Origin of the sequence: Klebsiella sp. MPUS7, assembly GCF_009905335.1 — a bacterium.
Taxonomy (GTDB): Bacteria; Pseudomonadota; Gammaproteobacteria; order Enterobacterales; family Enterobacteriaceae; genus Klebsiella; species Klebsiella grimontii.
The window spans coordinates 2,871,624-2,890,733 of sequence record NZ_CP047604.1 but is presented as its reverse complement, the minus strand read 5'-3'; the positions used below and the strand labels follow the sequence as shown (position 1 = coordinate 2,890,733).

Sequence of the window (19,110 nt, the reverse complement as noted above, 5' to 3'; positions counted from 1 at the left end):
GTGGATCATTAATGGATATCAAACAGCTTAAGTACCTGATTGCGCTCGACAGAACACGACATTTCGGCCAGGCCGCGGCGGCCTGCCATATCACCCAGCCTACGCTATCAATGCGGATCCGCAATCTTGAAGAAGAACTTAATCTGACTCTGATTCAGCGCGGGCAGCGGTTTGAAGGGTTTACCCCGGAAGGCGAGCGTATTCTGGCCTGGGCGCGAGCGCTGCTGGCGGCGCACGACGGGCTGGAGGCGGAGGCGGCTATCTGCCGCGGGCAGATGGTCGGCCAGCTCAGAGTGGGAATGGTGCCCTTAGCCAGCCTGAATCCGATGCAGCTGATCAAACCGCTGGCGGATAAATACCCGGAGTTGCAGTTCAGTCTGCTGTCCATGACCTCGGAACAGATTATCGACGGCGTCAGCCGCAACCAGCTGGATCTGGGGATCTGCTATCTGCATCACGTCGATAGCCAGCTGTTCAACGTGGTGTGGCTGCCGAACACCCGGATGGGTTTGCTGCACGATAAGCGCCATTTCCAGTTTGCTGACGCGATCCCCGGTTGGGAGACGCTGGCCTCGTTGCCGCTGGGCTTTTTGACCAAGGGCATGTACTACCGCGAATCGATTGAGATGAGCTTTAAGGCCAAGGGGCTGGCGCCAAAATACGTTTTCGAAAGCGACTCCACGTTTCAGATTATCCAGGCGGTGCAGGCCGGGATCTGCTGCGCGATTATGCCGCTGAACAACGGTCTGGAAGCGCTGAGCGATAATCTCGACATCAGACCAATCGCCGAGACGGAGGTCGACTCGACGCTGGCGCTGATCATGCGTAATAAAGAGCCGGTGTCGTCGCTGGCGGAAAAATGTTTTACCGATGCGCAGGTGATTTTTAGCGAACGTCGGCCATCTGCGACTGGATAAATTCAAGCCAGACGCGCGTTCTGGCGGGCATAAAGTGGCGCTCACGATAGAGGGCGGAGAGCTGTAACGGCGCCGGCGGCAGCTCCAGCGTGACTTCCTGGAGTTCACCGCGTTCGATAAACGGGCGGCAGGGTTTCTCCCCCAGAATCGCGAAGCCGACGCCGGCAAGCGCGGCGTGCAGGGCCATTTCGCCACTGTTGACGCGATAGTGGCCGTTGACGCTAACCTTTTTGAAGCTACCGTCCGCCGCGGCGAACTGCCAGGCTTGCCCCGCCAGGGCGCTAACGGTGGTAATACAGGGCAGCGTGGTTAATTGCTCGCTGTTTGTCGGCATACCCGTTCTGGCAATCAGCTGCGGAGAAGCGACCACGCAGCAGGGAAACAAAAAGAGCGGGCGCGCAATCACGCTGGCGTCTTCCATTTTGCCGCGGGTGATGATCACCGCAATATCCACATCCTCTTTTAACACCTCCGTGCCCGCCAGATTCGTGGTACAGCTCACGGTTATTTTCGGGTAGCGCAGGGCGAATTGCGCCATGAGCGGCGCAAACAGCGAGGGGCCAATCTCGTTCGGCAGGCACAGACGCAGCGGCCCTTCGGGTTCGGCCTGCTGCTGAGTCAGCTCGGCTTCCGTCGCGGCAAGTTGCTCCAGCAGCGGCCGCATACTGGCGAGCAGCGTCTGCCCGGCAGAGGTCAGCTTCATATGCCGGGTACTGCGCTGTATCAAACGCAGCTGAAGGCTCTCCTCAAGCTGTGAAATCTGTCGGCTTACGTTCGATGAGGGCATCTGCAGCGCTTTTGCTCCGGCGCTGAATGAGCCATTTTCCGCCACGGTGACGAAGACCCGCAGCGCGTTAAGATCCACTCTTTTCACTCTTGATTATCCCGATTTTGATAATTAACAACGCCACTTTTACCGGCTTATGCGCGGATTTACCAGCGGCTAGACTCTGCGCATTCCATTGTAAGGAGCTTTACATGCCCGGTTATCTGGTACGCGCAACGTTGATTATCGCTTTCGTTCAGTTCATCAACGCGCTTGAATATATGATTTTTAATCCCTTATTTACCTGGATGGCGCCGACGTTTCAGGTCCCGGTAAGCCAGGCGGGTTACGTCACCGGTATCTATACGCTGGCTTCAGTCATTTCGGGGATCGGCGTATGGCGATGGGTCGGTCAGCTTAAACCAAGGCGTTTCTTGCTCTGCAACATGGCCCTGTTGGGGGGATTAACGGCGATGACGCTAACCACCACCCGTTTTGACGTATTGTTATTCTGGCGTTTCCTTGCCGGGGTGGTCGGCGGGACCACGATGGGCGTGGCCAGTAGTCTGCTGGTCAACATTATGCCGCCGCAGCTGCGCCCTCGGGCATTGGCCTCAACGATTGCCGCATTCTCGCTGGTCAGCATTGTCGGCATGCCGACGATGCTATTTCTCAGTGAAAAAATCGGCTGGCAGAGTGCCCCCGCGACGATCGGCGGACTCTGTATAATCGCTTTACCGCTGATAGTCCTTGCGCTGCCGGAACAGTCCATCGAGGCGAGTCCTCAGGCGGGCTTGCGATGGTCATCCTCGCTGCTGTTTCATGCCTCCGGCAACGCCCTCGCGCAGTTCAGTCCAATGTTAATCATTCCGCTGTTGGTACCGCTACTTACGACTAAGCTGGGGGCCAGCGGCGACGAATTGCCGTGGCTCTTTTTCGCCGGCGGAGCGGCAGGGCTGTGCGCCACTAAATTGACCGGCAGGCTGTGTCAGCGTTATAGCGGCTACCGCATCAGCCTGCTGGGCAGTCTGCTGTTTATACTGAGCCTGAGCATTGCTTTTATCTTCAACCACGGCGGCGCACTGTTTATGCTGCTGTTTCTGGCTGCCGCCTACTGCCGCCTGGTGGCCTCATCGGCGGTGGCGATGCGTTTTCCAGCGGATAGCGCCAGGGCCGGGTTTACGCTTTTACAGAATACCCTGATGTCATTAAGCACGGCGGCGGCCTTTCTGCTTTCGTCGTGGTTGCTCTCGGTTGACGGGGGCGGCGAACGGGCGATGCAGGGGATATTGCTGCTCTGCGCCCTGAGCGCATTGCCGCTGCCGTGGCTGCTGCGGGTTCAGGAGAAAAGATTAGCCACGCGCGCCGCCGGCTAACCCGGCGGCGGCTAGCGTCAAATATTCTCCAGGCTGATCCCGCGGGTTTTCGGACCAAAGATACCCACCGACAGCATCACCATCAGCATGCTGGCGACGATAAAGCTAATCACCCCTGGGGTTCCGGCGTATTGCAAAATAACGCCGATCAAAATGCTGGTGATCGCCGTTGACAGCCGGCTAAAGGAGTAGCAGAAGCCAACCGCCCGCGCGCGAATGTGGGTCGGGAAGACCTCCGCCTGGTAGGCGTGATAGCTAATGGTCAGCCAGGCGTTTGACCAGGTGATCATAAACCCGCAAATCACCAGCAGCACCGGACTGTTCTGTAGGGCAAACAGGGTGCCAAACACCACCGTCATCAGCGCCGAAAGCACAATTTGCCATTTATTTTCAAAACGATGGACGAAGCGGGTGCAGAACAGGCAGCCAATCGGATAGGCGAGGGTAATAAAGAACGCGTACAGCAGGCTGTGGGTAATGCTCGCCCCCTGACCGGAAAGCAGGGCGGGCAGCCAGTTGCCGAAGCCAAAGAAGCCAATGGCCTGGAAGAAGTTCATCACCATCAGCATGATCGTGCGTTTGCGGTACTGCGGCGCCCAGATCGCTTTAAAGCTTCCCAGCCTGCGGCGGTTATGTTGCATCTCAATCCGGTGGCGCGGCGAGGGAGAAACGCCGCAGCGCTGTTCCATTTCGCACATCACCTTGTGGGCTTCCTCGTGGCGACCTTTTTCCTCCAGCCAGCGCGCCGACTCCGGCAGCTTCTTGCGGATAACCCAGATGATCAGCGAACAGAGCGCGCCGAAGATAATCACCCAGCGCCAGCCGGTCAGGCCGAAAAGGGCGATCGGCACCAGCATCCACGACATCAGCGCCACGGCGGGAACCGATAAAAACTGAATAAAGAAGGCGAAAGCAAAGGCTTTATTGCGCAGATGCGTCGGTACCCATTCGCTTAAATAAGTGTCGATCGTTACCAGCTCAATGCCGAGACCGACGCCCACCAGAAAGCGGCAGAAGATAACTCCTTCGGCGCTGCTTTGCAGGGCCATCATCAGCGAAAATACGCCATACCAGGCAAGGGCGAACATAAACGTCAGGCGGCGGCCCAGTTTATCCGCCAGCGGCGCAAGCAGGCTGGCGCCAATAAACAGCCCCATAAAGGTGGACGAGGCGAAGGCGGCCTGGTCGGAAATGCCGAAGATACCCTGTTCGCCGGTATGGAAAATATTCTCTGCCAGCAGCCCGGTGCTGATATAGCCGGTCTGAAAAAGATCGTACAGCTCGAAGAAGCCGCCCAGCGCCAGGAGGGTGATAAAAGACCACAGGCCAACGGAAGCGGGCAGCGCATCGATGCGGGCGGTCAGACTGGAGTGCGGATGTCCTGGGGAGGCGAACGCGGCGTCGCCCAGAACCTGGGTGGTAGACATATTGTTATTTTCCTCAGATAAAATGTTTGCCTGCTAATGTTATTTGATTGTTAATGGTTTTAAATTTTTAATCACATCGGTGAAATTGCATTTGCAGAATAAAATAGCGACAATGCTATCCGAGTAGAGTTGTATGCTGGTTTTAGCGCTTCATCCGCCCGCAGCCTGAAGGAATTCACCATCACACCGCTGAGTTTGATCTGGATTAAATTTAAGATAACGAGAGATTGTTGCGCTCTGGTTATTCACCTACATTCAAAGCGAGTACGACCACTCAGGAAAAAAATCATGTCCAGTAAGAAAGTCCTACAGGCAGCGCTGGCGGCGGCGCTTTCGCTGTCAATGATGGCAACGCCGGTCTTCGCCAATCCTGGCAACGGCAACGGCAACGGCGGCAGTAGCCATGGTAATAGCGGTAACCATGGCAACAACGGCAATAGCGGTAAAAACAACGCAGACAAGGGCAATCAGGGTCACAAACAGGGTAATCAGGGGCAGAGAAAAAATTACGGCAAACCCGATCATGTCTCTGCCGATATCAGCTTTTCCAGAGCGCGTTCGCTGGCGGTAAACTACGGTTTAACCGGCTACCAGTCGCTGCCGCCGGGAATCGCCAAAAACCTGGCTCGCGGCAAACCATTACCTCCGGGGATTGCCAAAAAAGCGGTTCCGGCATCGATGCTCAATGAACTGCCTTACTATCCAGGCTATGAATGGCGGGTGGTGGGTCAGGATTTAGTGCTGATCGCGCTAAGTACGGCGATCGTGACGTCGATAATTAATGGCGTTTTTGATTAGTGAATTAACCCCGGTTAGTGCCGGGGTTAGTTTTATCAGCACCGATTTAGCGCATTAAGGTCATTCTAAACAAATCGTCACTAAAGCGAGATTTTACCTTTACTCAAATAATTGAATGACTATAATGAGCACAAATTCATACAGGAGAAATATGTTGGACAGTCACCCTTACTTAAACATCAAGGCAAGCTGACGCTATTTTTTCTGCGCTGCTTGCCAACCGGCGGGCAGCAATCCTCCTGATCCAGACGATTGCATCCCATAAAAAATAACGCAGCCAGGCTGCGAGGATAATCGTCATGTTCCTGTTTAAAAATACATTATTCCCTCCACCGTCAACGCGACGTTAATCGCCTCTCCGGCGACAATTTGTCGTGTGCTTAATAAAGCACATAGTTAATTCTTCCAGCAAAAATGGAGGAAACTATGTTGATGTTTCCTTATATCGCAAATTTACTCGCCGCGATGCTGTTGGGCGCGCTGATTGGCGCCGAAAGACAGTGGCGGCAGCGGATGGCCGGCCTGCGCACTAATGCGCTGGTCGCCACCGGCGCGGCGGTGTTTATTCTCAGCTCCGTTGCCGCTTCCCCGGATAGCCCGGGCCGTATTGCGGCGCAGGTGGTCTCCGGGATTGGCTTCCTCGGCGCGGGCGTTATCATGCGCGAAGGCATGAACGTGCGCGGCCTTAATACCGCCGCCACGCTGTGGTGCTCGGCGGCGATTGGCGTCCTGTGCGGGTTAGGCCAGTTCTGGCAAGCCGCGGCGGCAACGCTGATCATCCTCTGCGCGAATATTTTACTGCGCGAAGCGGCGCAGCGAATTAATCATATTCCCGGCGCGACAGAAGAAGAGAAATGCTATGTCCTGAATATTATCTGTCATAGCGAACATGAAAACGCGATTCGTCAGCAACTACTCGCTATCAGCAAAGAGATGAGGCTCAGCCTGTTGGGGCTGGCATCCATAACCGCGCAAGAACAAGGGCATAAAGAAATTCGCATCGAGCTGGTCGGCAATGCCGATTATCGCAAGGCGCGAGACCTTATTATGGAAAAAATTGGCGGTCACGAAAATATTACGTCAGTCCGCTGGGCCATTGAGGGAAGTTAACCTTCGGGCAAGAGTTTGCATAAGGAGGGAATGATGAATGTTCCCAGGCAATTAAAGTAAGAAGCGTTTAATAGCGTAAAAATAAATTATGCATAAGCCAATTATGCAGGGATAACCACGTTTTTAATTTGAGGATAAATCATGACTGACATGAAAATAGAAAACCGGAAACTCAACCGGTCTGCGTCAGAAAATGATAAGCAGCATAAAAAAAGCTTCGCCATTGAAACCGAGGCATTTAACAGCCCGGATCATACGCTGGCGCGGCTCAACAGCAGCCGCCAGGGGCTCACCACCGAAGATGCCCTTGAACGGCTGGATGAATACGGCCGCAATGAGGTTGCGCATGAGCAGGCGCCGCCGGCGCTAATTCAGCTTTTGCAGGCATTCAATAACCCGTTTATCTATGTCCTGATGGCGCTGGCCGCCGTCAGCTTCGTGACCGATTACTGGCTGCCGCTGCGTAACGGCGAAGAGACCGATCTGACCGGGATTATCATTATCGTCACGATGGTCAGCCTGAGCGGGTTATTGCGTTTCTGGCAGGAGTTTCGCACTAACAAAGCGGCGCAGGCGCTGAAATCAATGGTCCGCACCACGGCGACGGTGCTGCGTCGCGGTCCGGGTAACATGGGGCCGACGCAGGAGGAAATTGCCATTGAGGAGCTGGTGCCCGGTGACATCATCTTCCTGGCGGCGGGGGATCTGGTTCCGGCGGATGTCCGCCTGCTGGAGTCCCGCGACCTGTTCGTTAGCCAGTCGATACTCAGCGGTGAATCGCTGCCGGTTGAAAAGTATGATGTTCTGGCCAGCGTGTCCGGCAAAGGGTGCGACAGGCTGCCCGAGCCGAACAAGGACAAGAGTCTGCTGGAGATGGGCAATATCTGTCTGATGGGCACCAACGTCACCAGCGGCAGGGCGCAGGCGGTGGTGGTGGCCACCGGAAACCGCACCTGGTTTGGTTCGCTGGCGAAGTCTATTGTCGGCACGCGTACCCAGACGGCGTTCGATCGCGGAGTAAACAGCGTCAGCTGGCTGCTGATCCGCTTTATGCTGGTGATGGTGCCGATTGTGCTGCTGATTAACGGTTTCAGCAAAGGCGACTGGGTTGAAGCATCGCTGTTTGCTCTCGCGGTCGCCGTCGGCCTGACGCCGGAAATGCTGCCGATGATCGTCAGCTCAAACCTGGCGAAAGGCGCTATCGCCATGTCGCGGCGCAAAGTGATCGTCAAGCGGCTGAACGCGATTCAGAACTTCGGCGCCATGGACGTGCTGTGCACCGATAAAACCGGCACGCTGACCCAGGACAATATCATTCTTGAGCATCATCTTGACGTCAGCGGCAGCGAGAGCGACCGGGTGCTGACGCTGGCGTGGCTTAACAGCAGCAGCCAGAGCGGGGCGCGTAATCTGATGGACCGGGCGGTGCTGCGCTTTGGCGAGGGGCGGATTGCGCCAGCGACCAAAGAGCGCTTCGTGAAGCTTGATGAACTGCCGTTTGATTTTGTTCGCCGTCGGGTGTCGGTGTCGGTGGAAGATGTCCGCCACGGCGATAAAAGCCTGATCTGCAAAGGCGCGGTCGAAGAGATGCTGACGGTGGCCACGCATCTTCGCGAAGGCGACCGCGTGGTTGCGCTGGATGACACCCGACGCGATCTGCTGTTAGCCAAAACGCAGGATTACAATGCCCAGGGCTTCCGCGTGCTGCTGGTTGCGACCCGCAAGCTGGATGATTCCGCTCTGACAGCCCCGCTGTGCGCCGACGATGAGCAGGGGCTAACGGTCGAAGGAATGCTGACCTTCCTCGACCCGCCGAAAGAGAGCGCGGGAAAAGCGATTACCGCGCTGCGCGACAACGGGGTGGCAGTGAAAGTGTTAACCGGCGATAACCCGGTCGTCACGGCGCGGATTTGCCTGGAAGTGGGCATCGATGCCCACGGTATCCTGACCGGGCCGCAGATTGAGGCGATGACGGATAACGAACTGGAGCGCGAAGTGGAAACGCGCGCGGTGTTCGCCAAACTGACGCCGCTGCAGAAGTCGCGGATCCTGAAAACGCTGCAGAAAAACGGCCACACCGTCGGCTTCCTCGGCGATGGCATCAACGATGCGCCGGCGCTGCGCGATGCGGACGTCGGTATTTCGGTTGACAGCGCGGCGGATATCGCCAAAGAGGCATCCGATATTATCCTGCTGGAAAAGGATTTGATGGTGCTGGAAGAAGGGGTGATCAAAGGGCGTGAGACCTTCGGCAACATCATCAAGTATCTGAATATGACCGCCAGCTCTAACTTCGGCAACGTCTTTTCGGTACTGGTGGCCAGCGCGTTTATTCCGTTCCTGCCGATGCTGGCGATTCATCTGCTGATCCAGAACCTGATGTACGATCTCTCCCAGCTCTCGCTGCCGTGGGACAAGATGGACAAAGAGTTCCTGCGCAAACCGCGCAAGTGGGATGCGAAAAACATCGGCCGCTTTATGCTGTGGATTGGCCCGACGTCGTCCATTTTTGATATCACCACCTTCGCGCTGATGTGGTACGTGTTCGCGGCGAACAACGTCGAAGCCCAGGCGCTGTTTCAGTCCGGATGGTTTATTGAAGGACTGCTGTCGCAGACGCTGGTCGTACATATGCTGAGAACGCAGAAAATTCCGTTTATCCAGAGCCGCGCGACGCTGCCGGTGCTGCTCACCACCGCATTGATTATGGCGATGGGCATCTACATTCCGTTCTCTCCGCTGGGAGCGATGGTCGGGCTGGAGCCGCTGCCGCTGAGCTACTTCCCGTGGCTGGTCGCGACGCTGCTCAGCTACTGCGTGGTCGCGCAGGGCATGAAGCGTTTCTATATCAAACGTTTCGGTCAGTGGTTCTGATAATAAGGAGGCGCAGAGATGAATCGTTCTCCGGACACTATCATCGCGCTGATATTTTTCCTGATGGGTCTGCTGGTGCTGCTGTTGGCTATCTGGCAAATCCTGTTCTGAATAAGGGGGCGCGATGCGCAAAGGTTCGCTGGACAAAGTCTTTATTCATGCGGCGCTGATTGCGGCCATCATTATTTTGCTGACTATCTGGATTAGATAAGAGGATCCCGGGCCACTGGCCCGGGATGAGCATTTCTGCCGGAGAAAAGATTACAGATCGAAGCGGTCGAGGTTCATCACCTTGGTCCAGGCGGCGACAAAGTCGCTGACGAACTTCTGCCGCGCATCGCTGCAGGCATACACTTCGGCCAGGGCGCGCAGGACGGAGTTGGAGCCAAACACCAGATCGACGCGGGTCGCGGTGTATTTCTCTTCGCCGCTCTTACGATCGCGGCCGATAAACAGCTCAGCGTGCTCGTCAGCGGCTTTCCAGACGGTACCCATATCGAGCAGGTTAGCGAAGAAATCGTTGCTCAATACGCCAACGCGGTCGGTAAATACGCCGTGGCGGCTGCCGTCAAAGTTAGCGCCCAGCACGCGCAGACCGCCTACCAGGACCGTCATTTCCGGCGCCGTCAGCGTTAACTGCTGCGCTTTATCAATCAGCAGCGTTTCGGTGGAGATGCCGCCGCCCACGCGGCGATAGTTGCGGAAACCATCGGCCAGCGGCTGCAGCAGATCCATCGCTTCGACATCGGTCTGATCCTGACGCGCATCGACGCGGCCAGGGGCGAAGGGTACGCTGACCTGAACACCTGCCGCCGCGGCAGCCTGCTCAATGCCCACCACGCCGGCGAGGACGATGATATCGGCCAGCGACGCTTTACCGGATGCCTGCTGAATCGCCTGCAGGGTCGGCAGCACGCGGGAGGCGATGGCGTTGACCGGCCACGATTTCTGCGGCTCGAGCGCCAGACGCGCGCCGTTGGCGCCGCCGCGTTTATCGCCGCCGCGGAAGGTGGATGCGGATGCCCAGGCCACGGAAACCAGCTCGCTGACCGAAAGGCCGGCGTCGGCAATGGCGGTTTTCAGCGTCGCGATATCCTCTGCGGTCGGGGCGTGGATCGCCGCCGGTAGCGGGTCTTGCCAGATCAGATCTTCTTTCGGCACTTCCGGGCCCATGTAGCGGGACTTCGGCCCCATATCGCGGTGGATCAGTTTAAACCACGCGCGGGCGAAAGCTTCGTTAAAGGCCTGCGGGTCGTTCAGGAAGCGGCGGGAAATCTTGTCGAATTCCGGGTCAAAGCGCAGCGTCAGGTCGGTGACCAGCATGGTCGGCTTGCGTTTTTTCTCTGGGTTAAACGGGTCAGGAATGATTTCAGGGGCGTCTTTCGCTTCGAACTGAATCGCGCCTGCCGGGCTGCGGGTCTGCACCCACTCATATTTGTACAGGTTTTCGAAGAAGTAGTTGCTCCACTGGGTTGGCGTTTGCGTCCACACCACTTCCAGACCGGAGGTGATCGCATCGGCGCCAGCGCCGCTGCCGTAGCTGTTCGCCCAGCCGAGGCCCTGCGCTTCGATCGGCGCCGCTTCCGGCTCTGCGCCAACGTGGCTGGTCACCGCGGAACCGTGGGTTTTGCCCAGCGTATGGCCGCCGGCGATCAGCGCGACGATCTCTTCATCATTCATCGCCATATTGCCGAATGTCGCGCGAATTGCGGAGGCCGCGGAGAGCGGGTCGCCGCTGGCGTTAGGGCCTTCAGGGTTGACGTAAATCAGCCCCATTTCGGTGGCGCCGATCGCCTGCTGATTCAGGCTTTCCGGATGACGATGGGCCAGCCATTCGGTTTCATTACCCCAGTCAACGTCCAGATCCGGTTCCCATACGTCTTCACGACCGGCCCCGAAGCCAAACGTGCGGAAACCGGCGTTTTCCAGCGCCACGTTGCCCGCGAGCATATAAAGGTCAGCCCAGGAGATTTTCTGGCCGTATTTCTGTTTGACCGGCCACAGCAGGCGACGGGCTTTGTCGAGGCTGACGTTATCCGGCCAGGAGTTGAGCGGAGCGAAACGCTGCTGCCCGCGGCCCGCGCCGCCGCGACCGTCAACGGTACGATAGGTACCGGCGCCGTGCCATGCCATACGAATAAACAGCCCGATATAGCTACCCCAGTCCGCCGGCCACCACTCCTGAGAGTCGGTGAGCAGGGCGCGCAGATCGGCTTTCAGGGCCGAATAGTCGAGTTTCTTAAACTCTTCGCGGTAGTTAAAGTTTTCGCCCAGCGGGTTTGAACGATTGGAGTGCTGATTCAGCAGATCCACACGTAGTTGATTAGGCCACCAGTCGCGGTTGCCGGTGCCACCGCCCGCGCTCTGCGTGGGCGTCGACGTTTCGGCGTGGAAAGGGCATTTCCCTGCCGACGGGGTATTCGAAGGATCGTTTGACGTGCTCATATCAGGCTCCGTTTGCTTTTGTGAATGCCATTACGATATACACTGCTACCAATAAGCGATATTTGAATGAGTCTACGGATTTAATAGTTATTTCCGTTCAATGCTCTTGTAAAAACCGAATATATATCATTGTTGAAGGGCTGGTTTTCAACAATGACCTCACCACCATAGTCGTAACATCAGCGTAAAGGAATCGTTAAGGCATCATCTCCGCCAGCGAAGACCCCATTATTTGCGTTATGACAATTTTAGTGCGTAAACAAGCTTAGCGCTGCCAGTATAAAGGCGTACCAAAAACGTCGATAAAATAGTCAATTACCGCCCGTACGTTAAGTGACGGATGCCGGGCGTGAGGGTAAATCGCCGAGACCGGCGAGGGGGTATTGCCGATTGCCGCAGCGTAGCGGGGCATCAGCTTAATCAGCTTTCCTTCTCCAGTCGCTTCATTAACCATCCAGTCGGGAAAGAGGACCATCCCCATCCCCCCCAGCGCAGCGGTCAGCAGCGCATCGGCGTTATTTGAAGTGAGCTGCGGCGTTTGCGGATAGTGCACCCATTCCCCTTGCGCAAGACGGAACAGCCAGCGGTTGGGCCCGTTTGAGCCGCTGTAGACCAGCGTGCTGTGCTGGCGAAGATCTTCCGGCGTCTCCGGAATGCCGCGGCGTTGCAGATACGCCGGAGCGGCGACCAGATAGTGATGCTGCATACCCAGTACCCTGGCGTGAACGCTGGAATCCGGCAGGCTACCGATGCGAAAAATCACATCGGTCGCATCGCGGTGCGGATCGATGAAATCATCGGTCAGCGCCAGCTCAATCTGCATCTGCGGATAGCGCGCCGTTAGCCCCGGCAGCCAGGGCGCGATATGGCGCTGGCCAAAATAGACCGGGGCGTTGATGCGCACCAGCCCGCCCGGCTCAAGGCTCCGGTCCTGCAAATCGCGTCGCGCGGCGCTGAACTGTTCGCTGATGCCTCTGGCATGAGCGGCAAACAGGCGTCCTGCTTCGGTAGGCACCACGGCCCGGGTATTACGATAAAACAGCTGCTGGCCGAGCGCGTCCTCAAGCTGGTGAATGGTGCGCGATACCATTGAGGGAGAAACGCCTTCTCGTCGCGCCACTGTGGAAAAGCTCTGGCTGTCGTAAACGGCGATAAACAGCTGCAGCGCCCGAAAATTCACATTACCCGCATCGCTCATTAATGCAATATCCGCAAAAGTGTTTCCTTGATTGTATCGTTTTTCACATCACTCCGCTGTTTTATGCTCTGACACCTCATTAATAATCGGATATCAACGATGCAGTTATTACTGATTTTTCTTGTGATTGCCGGCGGCATGGGATTATCCGTGGAAGCCGGACTACTCGGGCCGCTGGCCGGTCAGGTAGGGGACCTGTGGGCCACCTTCAGCATTTTCAGCGTCGGCAGCGCGCTGACGTTTCTGCTGATGCTGCTGTTTGGCCAGAGACAAAGCCCCTCGTTCTTCTCTTTGCCGGGCTGGCAGCTTACCGGGGGCATCCTGGGCCCCATCTATGTCGTCATCTTAACCATCGCCGTGCCGGTTATCGGTATCGCCATGACGATGATCGGCATTCTTGCCGGCCAGGTCTGCAAAAGCCTGTTGATTGACCATTACGGCCTGTTTGGTTCGCCAAAACGTAAAATCGACGGTCGGCGGCTTATCGCGCTGCTGTTTATCGTCGTCGCCCTGATTCTGATCGCCACAAGCTGAGGAGTTAAGATGAGTAGCATAATGATTTTGCTGGCGCTGGCCGGCGGCGCGATGTTGAGCATGCAGGCGGCGATTAACGGTCGTTTGGGCAGTCAGGTAGGCGTATTTCGTAGCGCGTTTCTCACTTTCTCCGTGGGCGCGTTGATCACCGCGCTGCTGATTTTCTACTTTGCGCCCCACCAGACGACGACGCTGCTGGATGTGCCGAAATGGCAGCTGCTGGGGGCATTTTGCGGCGTCCCCTATATCGTGATTATGGTGGTGGCGGTGCAGCGTATTGGTACCGCGGCGGCCACGGTGGCGGTGATTTTTGGCCAACTGGCCATGAGCTTGCTAATCGATAACTTTGGCTGGCTGGGTAATGACGCCATTACCTTTTCGCCGGGGCGGCTGGGGGCGATCGTTTGTCTGGGGCTGGCGCTGTTCTTTATTTATCGCTCCGGCACGGCGGCAAAAGCCGCAGAGAAGCGATAGACCGCCCACCTGTTCAGGTGAGTTGTCGCGCATCGCCAACCGCGGCCATACTGTTCGTCACCATGTGACTGGCGCTTTAGACAGATCACTGTCGGGGAGCATGGTTGCCGCCGCCGCGCGCCTGGGCGTCACTTCACTGTATGGAGATACGCTATGCCTGAGATTTCGTCGCTGCTGACCTTCGCTCTGGTGGCCCTTGGCCTGGTGCTGACCCCGGGGCCGAATATGATCTATCTGATTTCGCGCTCACTTTGCCAGGGAAGAAGGGCCGGGCTGGTCTCCCTCGGCGGGGTGGCGCTGGGGTTTGTCTTTTATATGCTGTGCGCGGCGTTCGGTATTACCGCGCTGATCTTCGCCGTGCCCTATGCTTATGACGTCTTGCGCATCAGCGGCGTTGTCTATCTGCTTTATCTGGCCTGGCAGGCGGTGAGGCCCGGCGGGCGCTCGGTTTTTGCGGTGCGGGATCTGCCCGCCGATAGCGGCCGTAAGCTGTTTTTGATGGGCTTTATCACTAATCTGGCGAACCCTAAAATCGCTATTATGTACCTCTCATTGCTGCCGCAGTTTATCTCTCCCGGACACGGCAGCATCCTTGCGCAGTCGCTGGTACTGGGATTTACCCAGGCGATAATTAGCGTGGCGGTTAACGCGCTGATTGTGATGATGGCCGGGCAGGTGTCGCTGTTTCTCGCGGGGCGCCCGTTGTGGCAGCAGTTTCAGCGCTGGCTGATGGCGACGGTACTGGCGGGGATGGCGGTGAAAATTGCCTTCGAAGCGCGGAAGTAATCGCTCTGCCCGGTAGCATAGCGCTGCCGGGCGCAGCGGAAGGGGATTAAGCCCCCTGGCCAATCAGCCGCGAGCGGATCGTGGCTTCCGGCATCATCTCCAGCAGACCGTTGCACAGCATCTCTCCCGCCTCCTGCAGCGCGCTAAGCGGCATTTCCGGCAGGCTTTCAAGAATAAACCACATCCGCGGACTCTCCACGCTCAGGCGAGTACGGACTCCCTGCCTCCAGTTCCAGCGTCGGCAGGTCACGCCGCGATCGTCGCCCCAGACCACTTCTCCCGCGTCGGGGTATTCGTCGACCGTCTGTCCTTCTTTAACGGTATCGAACGGCTCGCTGCCGTCCGCGATCTTGAGCTGCGGCACGCCAACATACGCCGCCAGGTTTTCGCCGCCGACCGGCACGGCGTAGCGCAGGCTTACCGCGTTATAGAGATCGACGATAGGATCGAGCGCGGCCATCTCGCCATCGCGCAGCACCCGTTTGCGCAAGGCTTCAGCCGAGCAGGGGGTCCTTTTAGGTTTTGCGCCAAAGGCGCGGAATACTTCGCTCCAGGCCTGCAGGTGCGCCTCCGCCCACTGCGGCTCGCCGGCGAGAACCGCTTTGCAGGCGGAGCGGAGCGCATCGGACCCGACCTGGGGAGCGCGTACGGCGGCGGAAACAACATCAATGCTCAGGGCGCGAAAGCCGGGGGCCAGCGCGGAGACCTGCGGGCTGATTGACGGTAATACGCTATTCATTGGATAATCCTGTAACGACCATTTTAAAGCATAATATCGACCGATGACCAATAAAGTCAATATAACGACCGATGCGGGCGCCGATGCCGCCATGATCAATGAAGCCGTTGCGGCGCGCCTTAAACGCTACCGGGCGGAAAAGAAGATCTCCCTTGATGAGCTGTCGCGACGCGCGGGGGTCAGTAAAGGCATGCTGGTAGACATTGAAGCCTGCCGGGCCAATCCGAGCATCGCGCTGTTGTGCCGTCTGGCCTCGGCGCTGGGCGTATCCGTGGCCGATTTTGTCAACGTCGCCGCCGCGCCGCCGGTCAAGGTGATGGCCGCAAGCGATATTCCCACCCTATGGCAGGGCGAGCGGGGCGGTCATGCACGGCTGCTTGCCGGTACCAGCGGACCGGATATGGTGGAGCTCTGGCAATGGAGTCTCTATCCCGGTGAGATTTTTACCTCGCCGGGGCACGGCGATGGCACGACAGAACTGCTTTTCGTGACCGAGGGCGCCTTAACCCTGACGGTCAACGACGCGAGCTATGTAATTGTCGCCGGAGATTCCGCCGTGGCGCGCACCGACGCCCCGCATAGCTACGCTAACGCCGGGGATGCGGTCACGCGGTTCACTATGACGGTCAGCGAAAAAGCGCGTTAGTATTATCCCGACCGCGCTCCTCCTTCACGGCGAGCGCACCAAATCCATGCAATGCCCCATCATCACTCCCCATAATTGGGAATCGCGGCGACGCCTGTCGTCGCATGGCTGAGTTTACGTGCTCTGCGCGCCTGGCATAGACCTTGCAAACTCCTCGTCAGAAGGCAGCGCAACAGACAATTGAGATAACACAATAGCTGGCTAGGGTTCCGGTTCACTCAGGTGAACGTCTGGTCCGAGAGCTGGCGACCTCTGCGAGGTTACACGGCGGGACAAAAGCCCGGGAGACAGCAGCACCGTTGGGTGTCGCGCTGCCCCCGTTTCCCGTGCTAACCAGAGGTCCACCATGAAGACACCGCCGCTCCTCCGCTCTCTAATTCTGTCGCTGGCGCTGCTGGCCAGCGTCCCATCGTTTGCCGCCGTCAAAAAAGAGTTCAACGTCTGCTGGACTATCTACGCCGGATGGATGCCCTGGGGCACCATCAGCAACGAAAAAATCATCGATAAGTGGGCCAGTAAATACGGCATCAAAATCAATATCGTTCAGCTAAACGACTACATCGAGTCCATCAACCAGTATACCGCGGGCCAGTTTGACGGCTGCACCATGACCAACATGGATGCCCTGACCATTCCGGCGGCGGGCGGCGTTGACACGACGGCGCTGATTACCGGCAGCTACTCCGACGGCAACGACGGCGTGGTACTGAAGGGGGGGAATAAAAAGCTCAGCGATCTGAAAGGGATGGCGGTGTATCTCCCGGAGCTTTCGGTATCGCACTACCTGCTGGTTCGCGGCCTGGAAAAAGCCGGACTGCAGGAAAAAGACGTCAAAGTGGTCAATACCTCGGATGCGGATATCGTCTCGGCCTTTGGCACCAGCGGCGTACGCGCGGCGGTGGCCTGGAATCCGCAGCTTTCGGTTATCAAAAAGACGCCGCAAACCACGGAAGTCTTTAGCTCTTCGCAGGTTCCCGGCGAGCTGATCGACATGATGGTGGTGAATACTCAGACGCTGAAAGATAACCCGGCGCTGGGCAAAGCCCTGACCGGCGCCTGGTTCGAGATGATGACCAAAATGCGGGCCGGCGATACCGAGGCGCTAAACGCGATGGCCGCCGACTCCGGCACCGATCTCGCCGGTTACCAGGCGCAGCTAAAAACGACCCATCTGTTCTGGACGCCTGCCGACACCCTGACGTTTATCTCCTCGCCGGAGCTGGCCAAAACCATGCAGCGGGTGGCGCAGTTCTCCTTTGATAAAGGGCTGCTGGGCGAGGGCGCGCAGAGCGCCGACTTTATCGGCATGACCTTCCCCGGCGGCGTCACCGTCGGCGATACCGCGAACAGCAAGCTGCGCTTTGACGACAGCTATCTGAAGCTGGCCGCGGCGGGCAAGCTGTAATGATTGACTCCGGGAGTCCACGCCATGCGCCACATTAACCGCTATCCCCGGCAGGGTATGCGCCTGACGCTGATGCTGTTGCCCTTTGTCCTGCTGGTCGCCGCCTGGTTTATCGGTTCGGCGGTGCGGCTGGAAGCCAATCCGCAGGATAAGCTGCTGCCCGGCCTGTCGCAGATGATCGCGGCCATTGACCGGATGGCGTTCACGCCGGATAAACGCAGTGGTGAGTATCTGCTGTGGGCCGATACGCTGATTAGCCTGGGCCGCCTGCTGATTGGCCTGGCGTTCTCTTCGCTGATTGGCCTGGGCATCGGCATCGCCGCCGGCGTGTTCCCGATGTACCGCGCGGCGCTGTCGCCGCTGATGACCGTGGTATCGATGATCCCGCCGCTGGCGATCCTGCCGGTGCTGTTTATTGTCTTCGGCCTGGATGAGCTGTCAAAAGTGATGCTCATCGTCATCGGCATTACGCCGATGCTGGCGCGCGACCTTGAACAGCGGGCGCGGGAAATCCCGGCGGAGCTGTTTATCAAAGCGCAAACCCTCGGCGCCAATAGCTGGACGGTGGTGCTGCGGGTGGTGCTGCCGCAGCTGCTATCGCGGCTGATCACCTCCCTGCGCCTGCTGCTGGGCTCCGCGTGGCTATTTTTGATCTCCGCCGAGGCCATCTCCGCCACCGCCGGGCTCGGCTATCGCATATTCCTCGTTCGCCGCTATATGGCGATGGACGTGATTATTCCTTACGTCATCTGGATAACGCTGCTGGCGTGGCTGATGGATCTGGCTCTGCGCCAGCTGCACAAAGCCTGTTTCCCGTGGGCGGAAGGAGGTCGGGCATGAGTTTTATCGACATCAAAAATATCTGGCAGGAGTATGGCGATCACGTGGTGCTGGAGCGCATCAATTTGCAGGTGAAAGAGGGCGAGTTCTGTTCGATGGTCGGCGCGTCCGGCTGCGGCAAATCAACCTTTTTACGTCTGCTGCTCGGCCAGGAAAAGCCGACTCGCGGCGAAATCACCCTCGACGGCCAGCCGCTGGCGGCGGAGCCGGACCGCAGCCGCGGCGTGGTGTTTCAGCGTTATTCGGTTTTCCCGCATCTCAACGTGCTGGATAACGTCGCCATAGGTCTTGAACTTCCGGCGTCACCGCTGTTTGGCCGGCTGTTTGCCGGCAGGAAACGCGACGCCCGCGAACGGGCGCGGAGGATGCTGGAGAAAGTCGGGCTGGGGCACGCGCTGGATAAATACCCGGCGCAGCTCTCCGGCGGGATGCAGCAGAGGCTGGCGATTGCCCAGGCGTTCGTGATGCAGCCGCGCGTGCTGCTGCTCGATGAACCCTTCGGCGCGCTGGACCCTGGGATCCGCAAGGATATGCACGGGCTGCTGCTCCAGCTATGGAGCGAAACCCGGATGACGGTTTTTATGGTCACCCACGACCTTGCGGAAGGCTTCAACCTTGGCACCCGGCTGCTGGTTTTCGACAAAGTGCGCATTGATCCGCAGGCGCCCAACGCCTGGGGGGCGCGCATTACCTACGATATCCCGCTCAATGAAGCGCGGATGTCGCAGCTGACGACCGGCAGCGACAATAACGTTTACGCATTAAGGAGATAGTT

The 19,110-nt window shown here is 57.9% G+C and carries 19 protein-coding genes and 2 riboswitches; of the genes, 14 read left to right on the top strand and 5 right to left on the bottom strand.

Going from position 1 to position 19,110, the window contains the following annotated elements:
* Positions 1-11 precede the first annotated feature (11 nt).
* Entirely contained in the window at positions 12-917 is a 906-nt protein-coding gene (locus GUC22_RS13480; RefSeq protein WP_004138046.1) for a LysR family transcriptional regulator, read from the top strand.
* Here GUC22_RS13480 and GUC22_RS13475 read toward each other — a convergent pair.
* Positions 886-1,791: a LysR family transcriptional regulator gene (locus tag GUC22_RS13475; RefSeq protein ID WP_102649824.1), complete on the bottom strand. Its 906-nt coding sequence runs from the start codon at positions 1,789-1,791 to the stop codon at positions 886-888. The two genes, GUC22_RS13480 and GUC22_RS13475, sit on opposite strands and share 32 nt — an antisense overlap.
* A gap of 104 nt (positions 1,792-1,895) precedes the next feature.
* On the opposite strand from GUC22_RS13475, the gene GUC22_RS13470 reads away from it, so the two are divergent.
* Positions 1,896-3,059, top strand: a complete 1,164-nt coding sequence (locus GUC22_RS13470; protein ID WP_116943678.1) for an MFS transporter — start codon at positions 1,896-1,898, stop codon at positions 3,057-3,059.
* A 17-nt stretch (positions 3,060-3,076) separates the two neighbouring features.
* On the opposite strand, the gene GUC22_RS13465 is transcribed toward GUC22_RS13470, so the two are convergent.
* Complete coding sequence (locus GUC22_RS13465) at positions 3,077-4,486, bottom strand: MFS transporter (RefSeq protein ID WP_024358207.1); 1,410 nt, start codon at positions 4,484-4,486, stop codon at positions 3,077-3,079.
* A 288-nt stretch (positions 4,487-4,774) separates the two neighbouring features.
* On the opposite strand from GUC22_RS13465, the gene GUC22_RS13460 reads away from it, so the two are divergent.
* The 5 genes from GUC22_RS13460 (at position 4,775) to mgtU (ending at position 9,479) form a co-directional block, all read left to right on the top strand.
* Entirely contained in the window at positions 4,775-5,284 is a 510-nt protein-coding gene (locus GUC22_RS13460) for an anti-virulence regulator CigR family protein (protein WP_024358206.1), read from the top strand.
* Positions 5,285-5,698: 414 nt separating this feature from the next.
* The gene (locus GUC22_RS13455; protein WP_004138035.1) at positions 5,699-6,394 is read left to right on the top strand and encodes an MgtC family protein; all 696 of its coding nucleotides are present in this window, start codon (positions 5,699-5,701) and stop codon (positions 6,392-6,394) included.
* 141 nt (positions 6,395-6,535) lie between these two features.
* Positions 6,536-9,268, top strand: coding sequence for a magnesium-translocating P-type ATPase (gene mgtA / locus GUC22_RS13450; RefSeq protein WP_049132019.1), 2,733 nt, complete (start codon positions 6,536-6,538; stop codon positions 9,266-9,268).
* 18 nt (positions 9,269-9,286) lie between these two features.
* Positions 9,287-9,379, top strand: a complete 93-nt coding sequence (mgtR, locus tag GUC22_RS13445; RefSeq protein ID WP_004101989.1) for a protein MgtR — start codon at positions 9,287-9,289, stop codon at positions 9,377-9,379.
* A gap of 13 nt (positions 9,380-9,392) precedes the next feature.
* Entirely contained in the window at positions 9,393-9,479 is an 87-nt protein-coding gene (gene mgtU / locus GUC22_RS27520) for a magnesium transporter protection protein MgtU (protein ID WP_253075166.1), read from the top strand.
* Between the two features lie 50 nt (positions 9,480-9,529).
* Here mgtU and katG read toward each other — a convergent pair whose 3' ends face one another.
* Both katG and GUC22_RS13435 read right to left on the bottom strand, forming a co-directional pair.
* Positions 9,530-11,713 (bottom strand): catalase/peroxidase HPI, encoded by a 2,184-nt coding sequence (gene katG / locus GUC22_RS13440; protein WP_004138022.1) that lies wholly within the window; start codon positions 11,711-11,713, stop codon positions 9,530-9,532.
* A gap of 265 nt (positions 11,714-11,978) precedes the next feature.
* Positions 11,979-12,911 (bottom strand): LysR family transcriptional regulator, encoded by a 933-nt coding sequence (locus GUC22_RS13435; RefSeq protein ID WP_004138021.1) that lies wholly within the window; start codon positions 12,909-12,911, stop codon positions 11,979-11,981.
* A 99-nt stretch (positions 12,912-13,010) separates the two neighbouring features.
* On the opposite strand from GUC22_RS13435, the gene GUC22_RS13430 reads away from it, so the two are divergent.
* The 3 genes from GUC22_RS13430 to GUC22_RS13420 all read left to right on the top strand — a co-directional run bounded on the left by GUC22_RS13430 (position 13,011) and on the right by GUC22_RS13420 (position 14,705).
* Complete coding sequence (locus GUC22_RS13430; RefSeq protein ID WP_004138020.1) at positions 13,011-13,445, top strand: DMT family transporter; 435 nt, start codon at positions 13,011-13,013, stop codon at positions 13,443-13,445.
* 9 nt (positions 13,446-13,454) lie between these two features.
* Positions 13,455-13,919 (top strand): DMT family transporter, encoded by a 465-nt coding sequence (locus GUC22_RS13425; RefSeq protein WP_024358203.1) that lies wholly within the window; start codon positions 13,455-13,457, stop codon positions 13,917-13,919.
* Positions 13,920-13,973: 54 nt separating this feature from the next.
* Positions 13,974-14,053, top strand: a riboswitch (ZMP/ZTP riboswitch).
* A gap of 19 nt (positions 14,054-14,072) precedes the next feature.
* Complete coding sequence (locus GUC22_RS13420; RefSeq protein WP_004138018.1) at positions 14,073-14,705, top strand: LysE family translocator; 633 nt, start codon at positions 14,073-14,075, stop codon at positions 14,703-14,705.
* 46 nt (positions 14,706-14,751) lie between these two features.
* Here the strand turns inward: GUC22_RS13420 and GUC22_RS13415 are convergent, their stop codons facing one another.
* Entirely contained in the window at positions 14,752-15,444 is a 693-nt protein-coding gene (locus GUC22_RS13415) for a B3/4 domain-containing protein (RefSeq protein ID WP_116943673.1), read from the bottom strand.
* Between the two features lie 43 nt (positions 15,445-15,487).
* Here GUC22_RS13415 and GUC22_RS13410 point away from each other — a divergent pair, with 43 nt between their 5' ends.
* The 4 genes from GUC22_RS13410 to GUC22_RS13395 all read left to right on the top strand — a co-directional run bounded on the left by GUC22_RS13410 (position 15,488) and on the right by GUC22_RS13395 (position 19,108).
* The gene (locus GUC22_RS13410; protein WP_064342650.1) at positions 15,488-16,090 is read left to right on the top strand and encodes a helix-turn-helix domain-containing protein; all 603 of its coding nucleotides are present in this window, start codon (positions 15,488-15,490) and stop codon (positions 16,088-16,090) included.
* Between the two features lie 190 nt (positions 16,091-16,280).
* Positions 16,281-16,379, top strand: a riboswitch (guanidine-I (ykkC/yxkD leader).
* Positions 16,380-16,436: 57 nt separating this feature from the next.
* Positions 16,437-17,495, top strand: a complete 1,059-nt coding sequence (locus tag GUC22_RS13405) for a putative urea ABC transporter substrate-binding protein (RefSeq protein ID WP_160183576.1) — start codon at positions 16,437-16,439, stop codon at positions 17,493-17,495.
* A gap of 24 nt (positions 17,496-17,519) precedes the next feature.
* Entirely contained in the window at positions 17,520-18,335 is an 816-nt protein-coding gene (locus tag GUC22_RS13400) for an ABC transporter permease (RefSeq protein ID WP_004138011.1), read from the top strand.
* Positions 18,332-19,108 (top strand): ABC transporter ATP-binding protein, encoded by a 777-nt coding sequence (locus GUC22_RS13395; RefSeq protein WP_004138010.1) that lies wholly within the window; start codon positions 18,332-18,334, stop codon positions 19,106-19,108. Before GUC22_RS13400 ends, GUC22_RS13395 begins: the two co-directional genes overlap by 4 nt.
* Positions 19,109-19,110 lie beyond the last annotated feature (2 nt).

What these genes read in the sequence shown, in the direction of transcription:
- GUC22_RS13420 (WP_004138018.1), top strand. Translation starts at nt 14,073, where the DNA reads ATGCCTGAGATTTCGTCGCTGCTGACCTTCGCTCTGGTGGCCCTTGGC.
- GUC22_RS13410 (WP_064342650.1), top strand. Translation starts at nt 15,488, where the DNA reads ATGACCAATAAAGTCAATATAACGACCGATGCGGGCGCCGATGCCGCC.
- mgtU (WP_253075166.1), top strand. Translation starts at nt 9,393, where the DNA reads ATGCGCAAAGGTTCGCTGGACAAAGTCTTTATTCATGCGGCGCTGATT.
- GUC22_RS13395 (WP_004138010.1), top strand. Translation starts at nt 18,332, where the DNA reads ATGAGTTTTATCGACATCAAAAATATCTGGCAGGAGTATGGCGATCAC.
- GUC22_RS13400 (WP_004138011.1), top strand. Translation starts at nt 17,520, where the DNA reads ATGCGCCACATTAACCGCTATCCCCGGCAGGGTATGCGCCTGACGCTG.
- GUC22_RS13435 (WP_004138021.1), bottom strand. Translation starts at nt 12,911, where the DNA reads ATGAGCGATGCGGGTAATGTGAATTTTCGGGCGCTGCAGCTGTTTATC.
- GUC22_RS13470 (WP_116943678.1), top strand. Translation starts at nt 1,896, where the DNA reads ATGCCCGGTTATCTGGTACGCGCAACGTTGATTATCGCTTTCGTTCAG.
- GUC22_RS13465 (WP_024358207.1), bottom strand. Translation starts at nt 4,486, where the DNA reads ATGTCTACCACCCAGGTTCTGGGCGACGCCGCGTTCGCCTCCCCAGGA.
- GUC22_RS13480 (WP_004138046.1), top strand. Translation starts at nt 12, where the DNA reads ATGGATATCAAACAGCTTAAGTACCTGATTGCGCTCGACAGAACACGA.
- GUC22_RS13415 (WP_116943673.1), bottom strand. Translation starts at nt 15,444, where the DNA reads ATGAATAGCGTATTACCGTCAATCAGCCCGCAGGTCTCCGCGCTGGCC.
- GUC22_RS13455 (WP_004138035.1), top strand. Translation starts at nt 5,699, where the DNA reads ATGGAGGAAACTATGTTGATGTTTCCTTATATCGCAAATTTACTCGCC.
- GUC22_RS13425 (WP_024358203.1), top strand. Translation starts at nt 13,455, where the DNA reads ATGAGTAGCATAATGATTTTGCTGGCGCTGGCCGGCGGCGCGATGTTG.
- GUC22_RS13430 (WP_004138020.1), top strand. Translation starts at nt 13,011, where the DNA reads ATGCAGTTATTACTGATTTTTCTTGTGATTGCCGGCGGCATGGGATTA.
- GUC22_RS13460 (WP_024358206.1), top strand. Translation starts at nt 4,775, where the DNA reads ATGTCCAGTAAGAAAGTCCTACAGGCAGCGCTGGCGGCGGCGCTTTCG.
- GUC22_RS13405 (WP_160183576.1), top strand. Translation starts at nt 16,437, where the DNA reads ATGAAGACACCGCCGCTCCTCCGCTCTCTAATTCTGTCGCTGGCGCTG.
- mgtA (WP_049132019.1), top strand. Translation starts at nt 6,536, where the DNA reads ATGACTGACATGAAAATAGAAAACCGGAAACTCAACCGGTCTGCGTCA.
- mgtR (WP_004101989.1), top strand. Translation starts at nt 9,287, where the DNA reads ATGAATCGTTCTCCGGACACTATCATCGCGCTGATATTTTTCCTGATG.
- katG (WP_004138022.1), bottom strand. Translation starts at nt 11,713, where the DNA reads ATGAGCACGTCAAACGATCCTTCGAATACCCCGTCGGCAGGGAAATGC.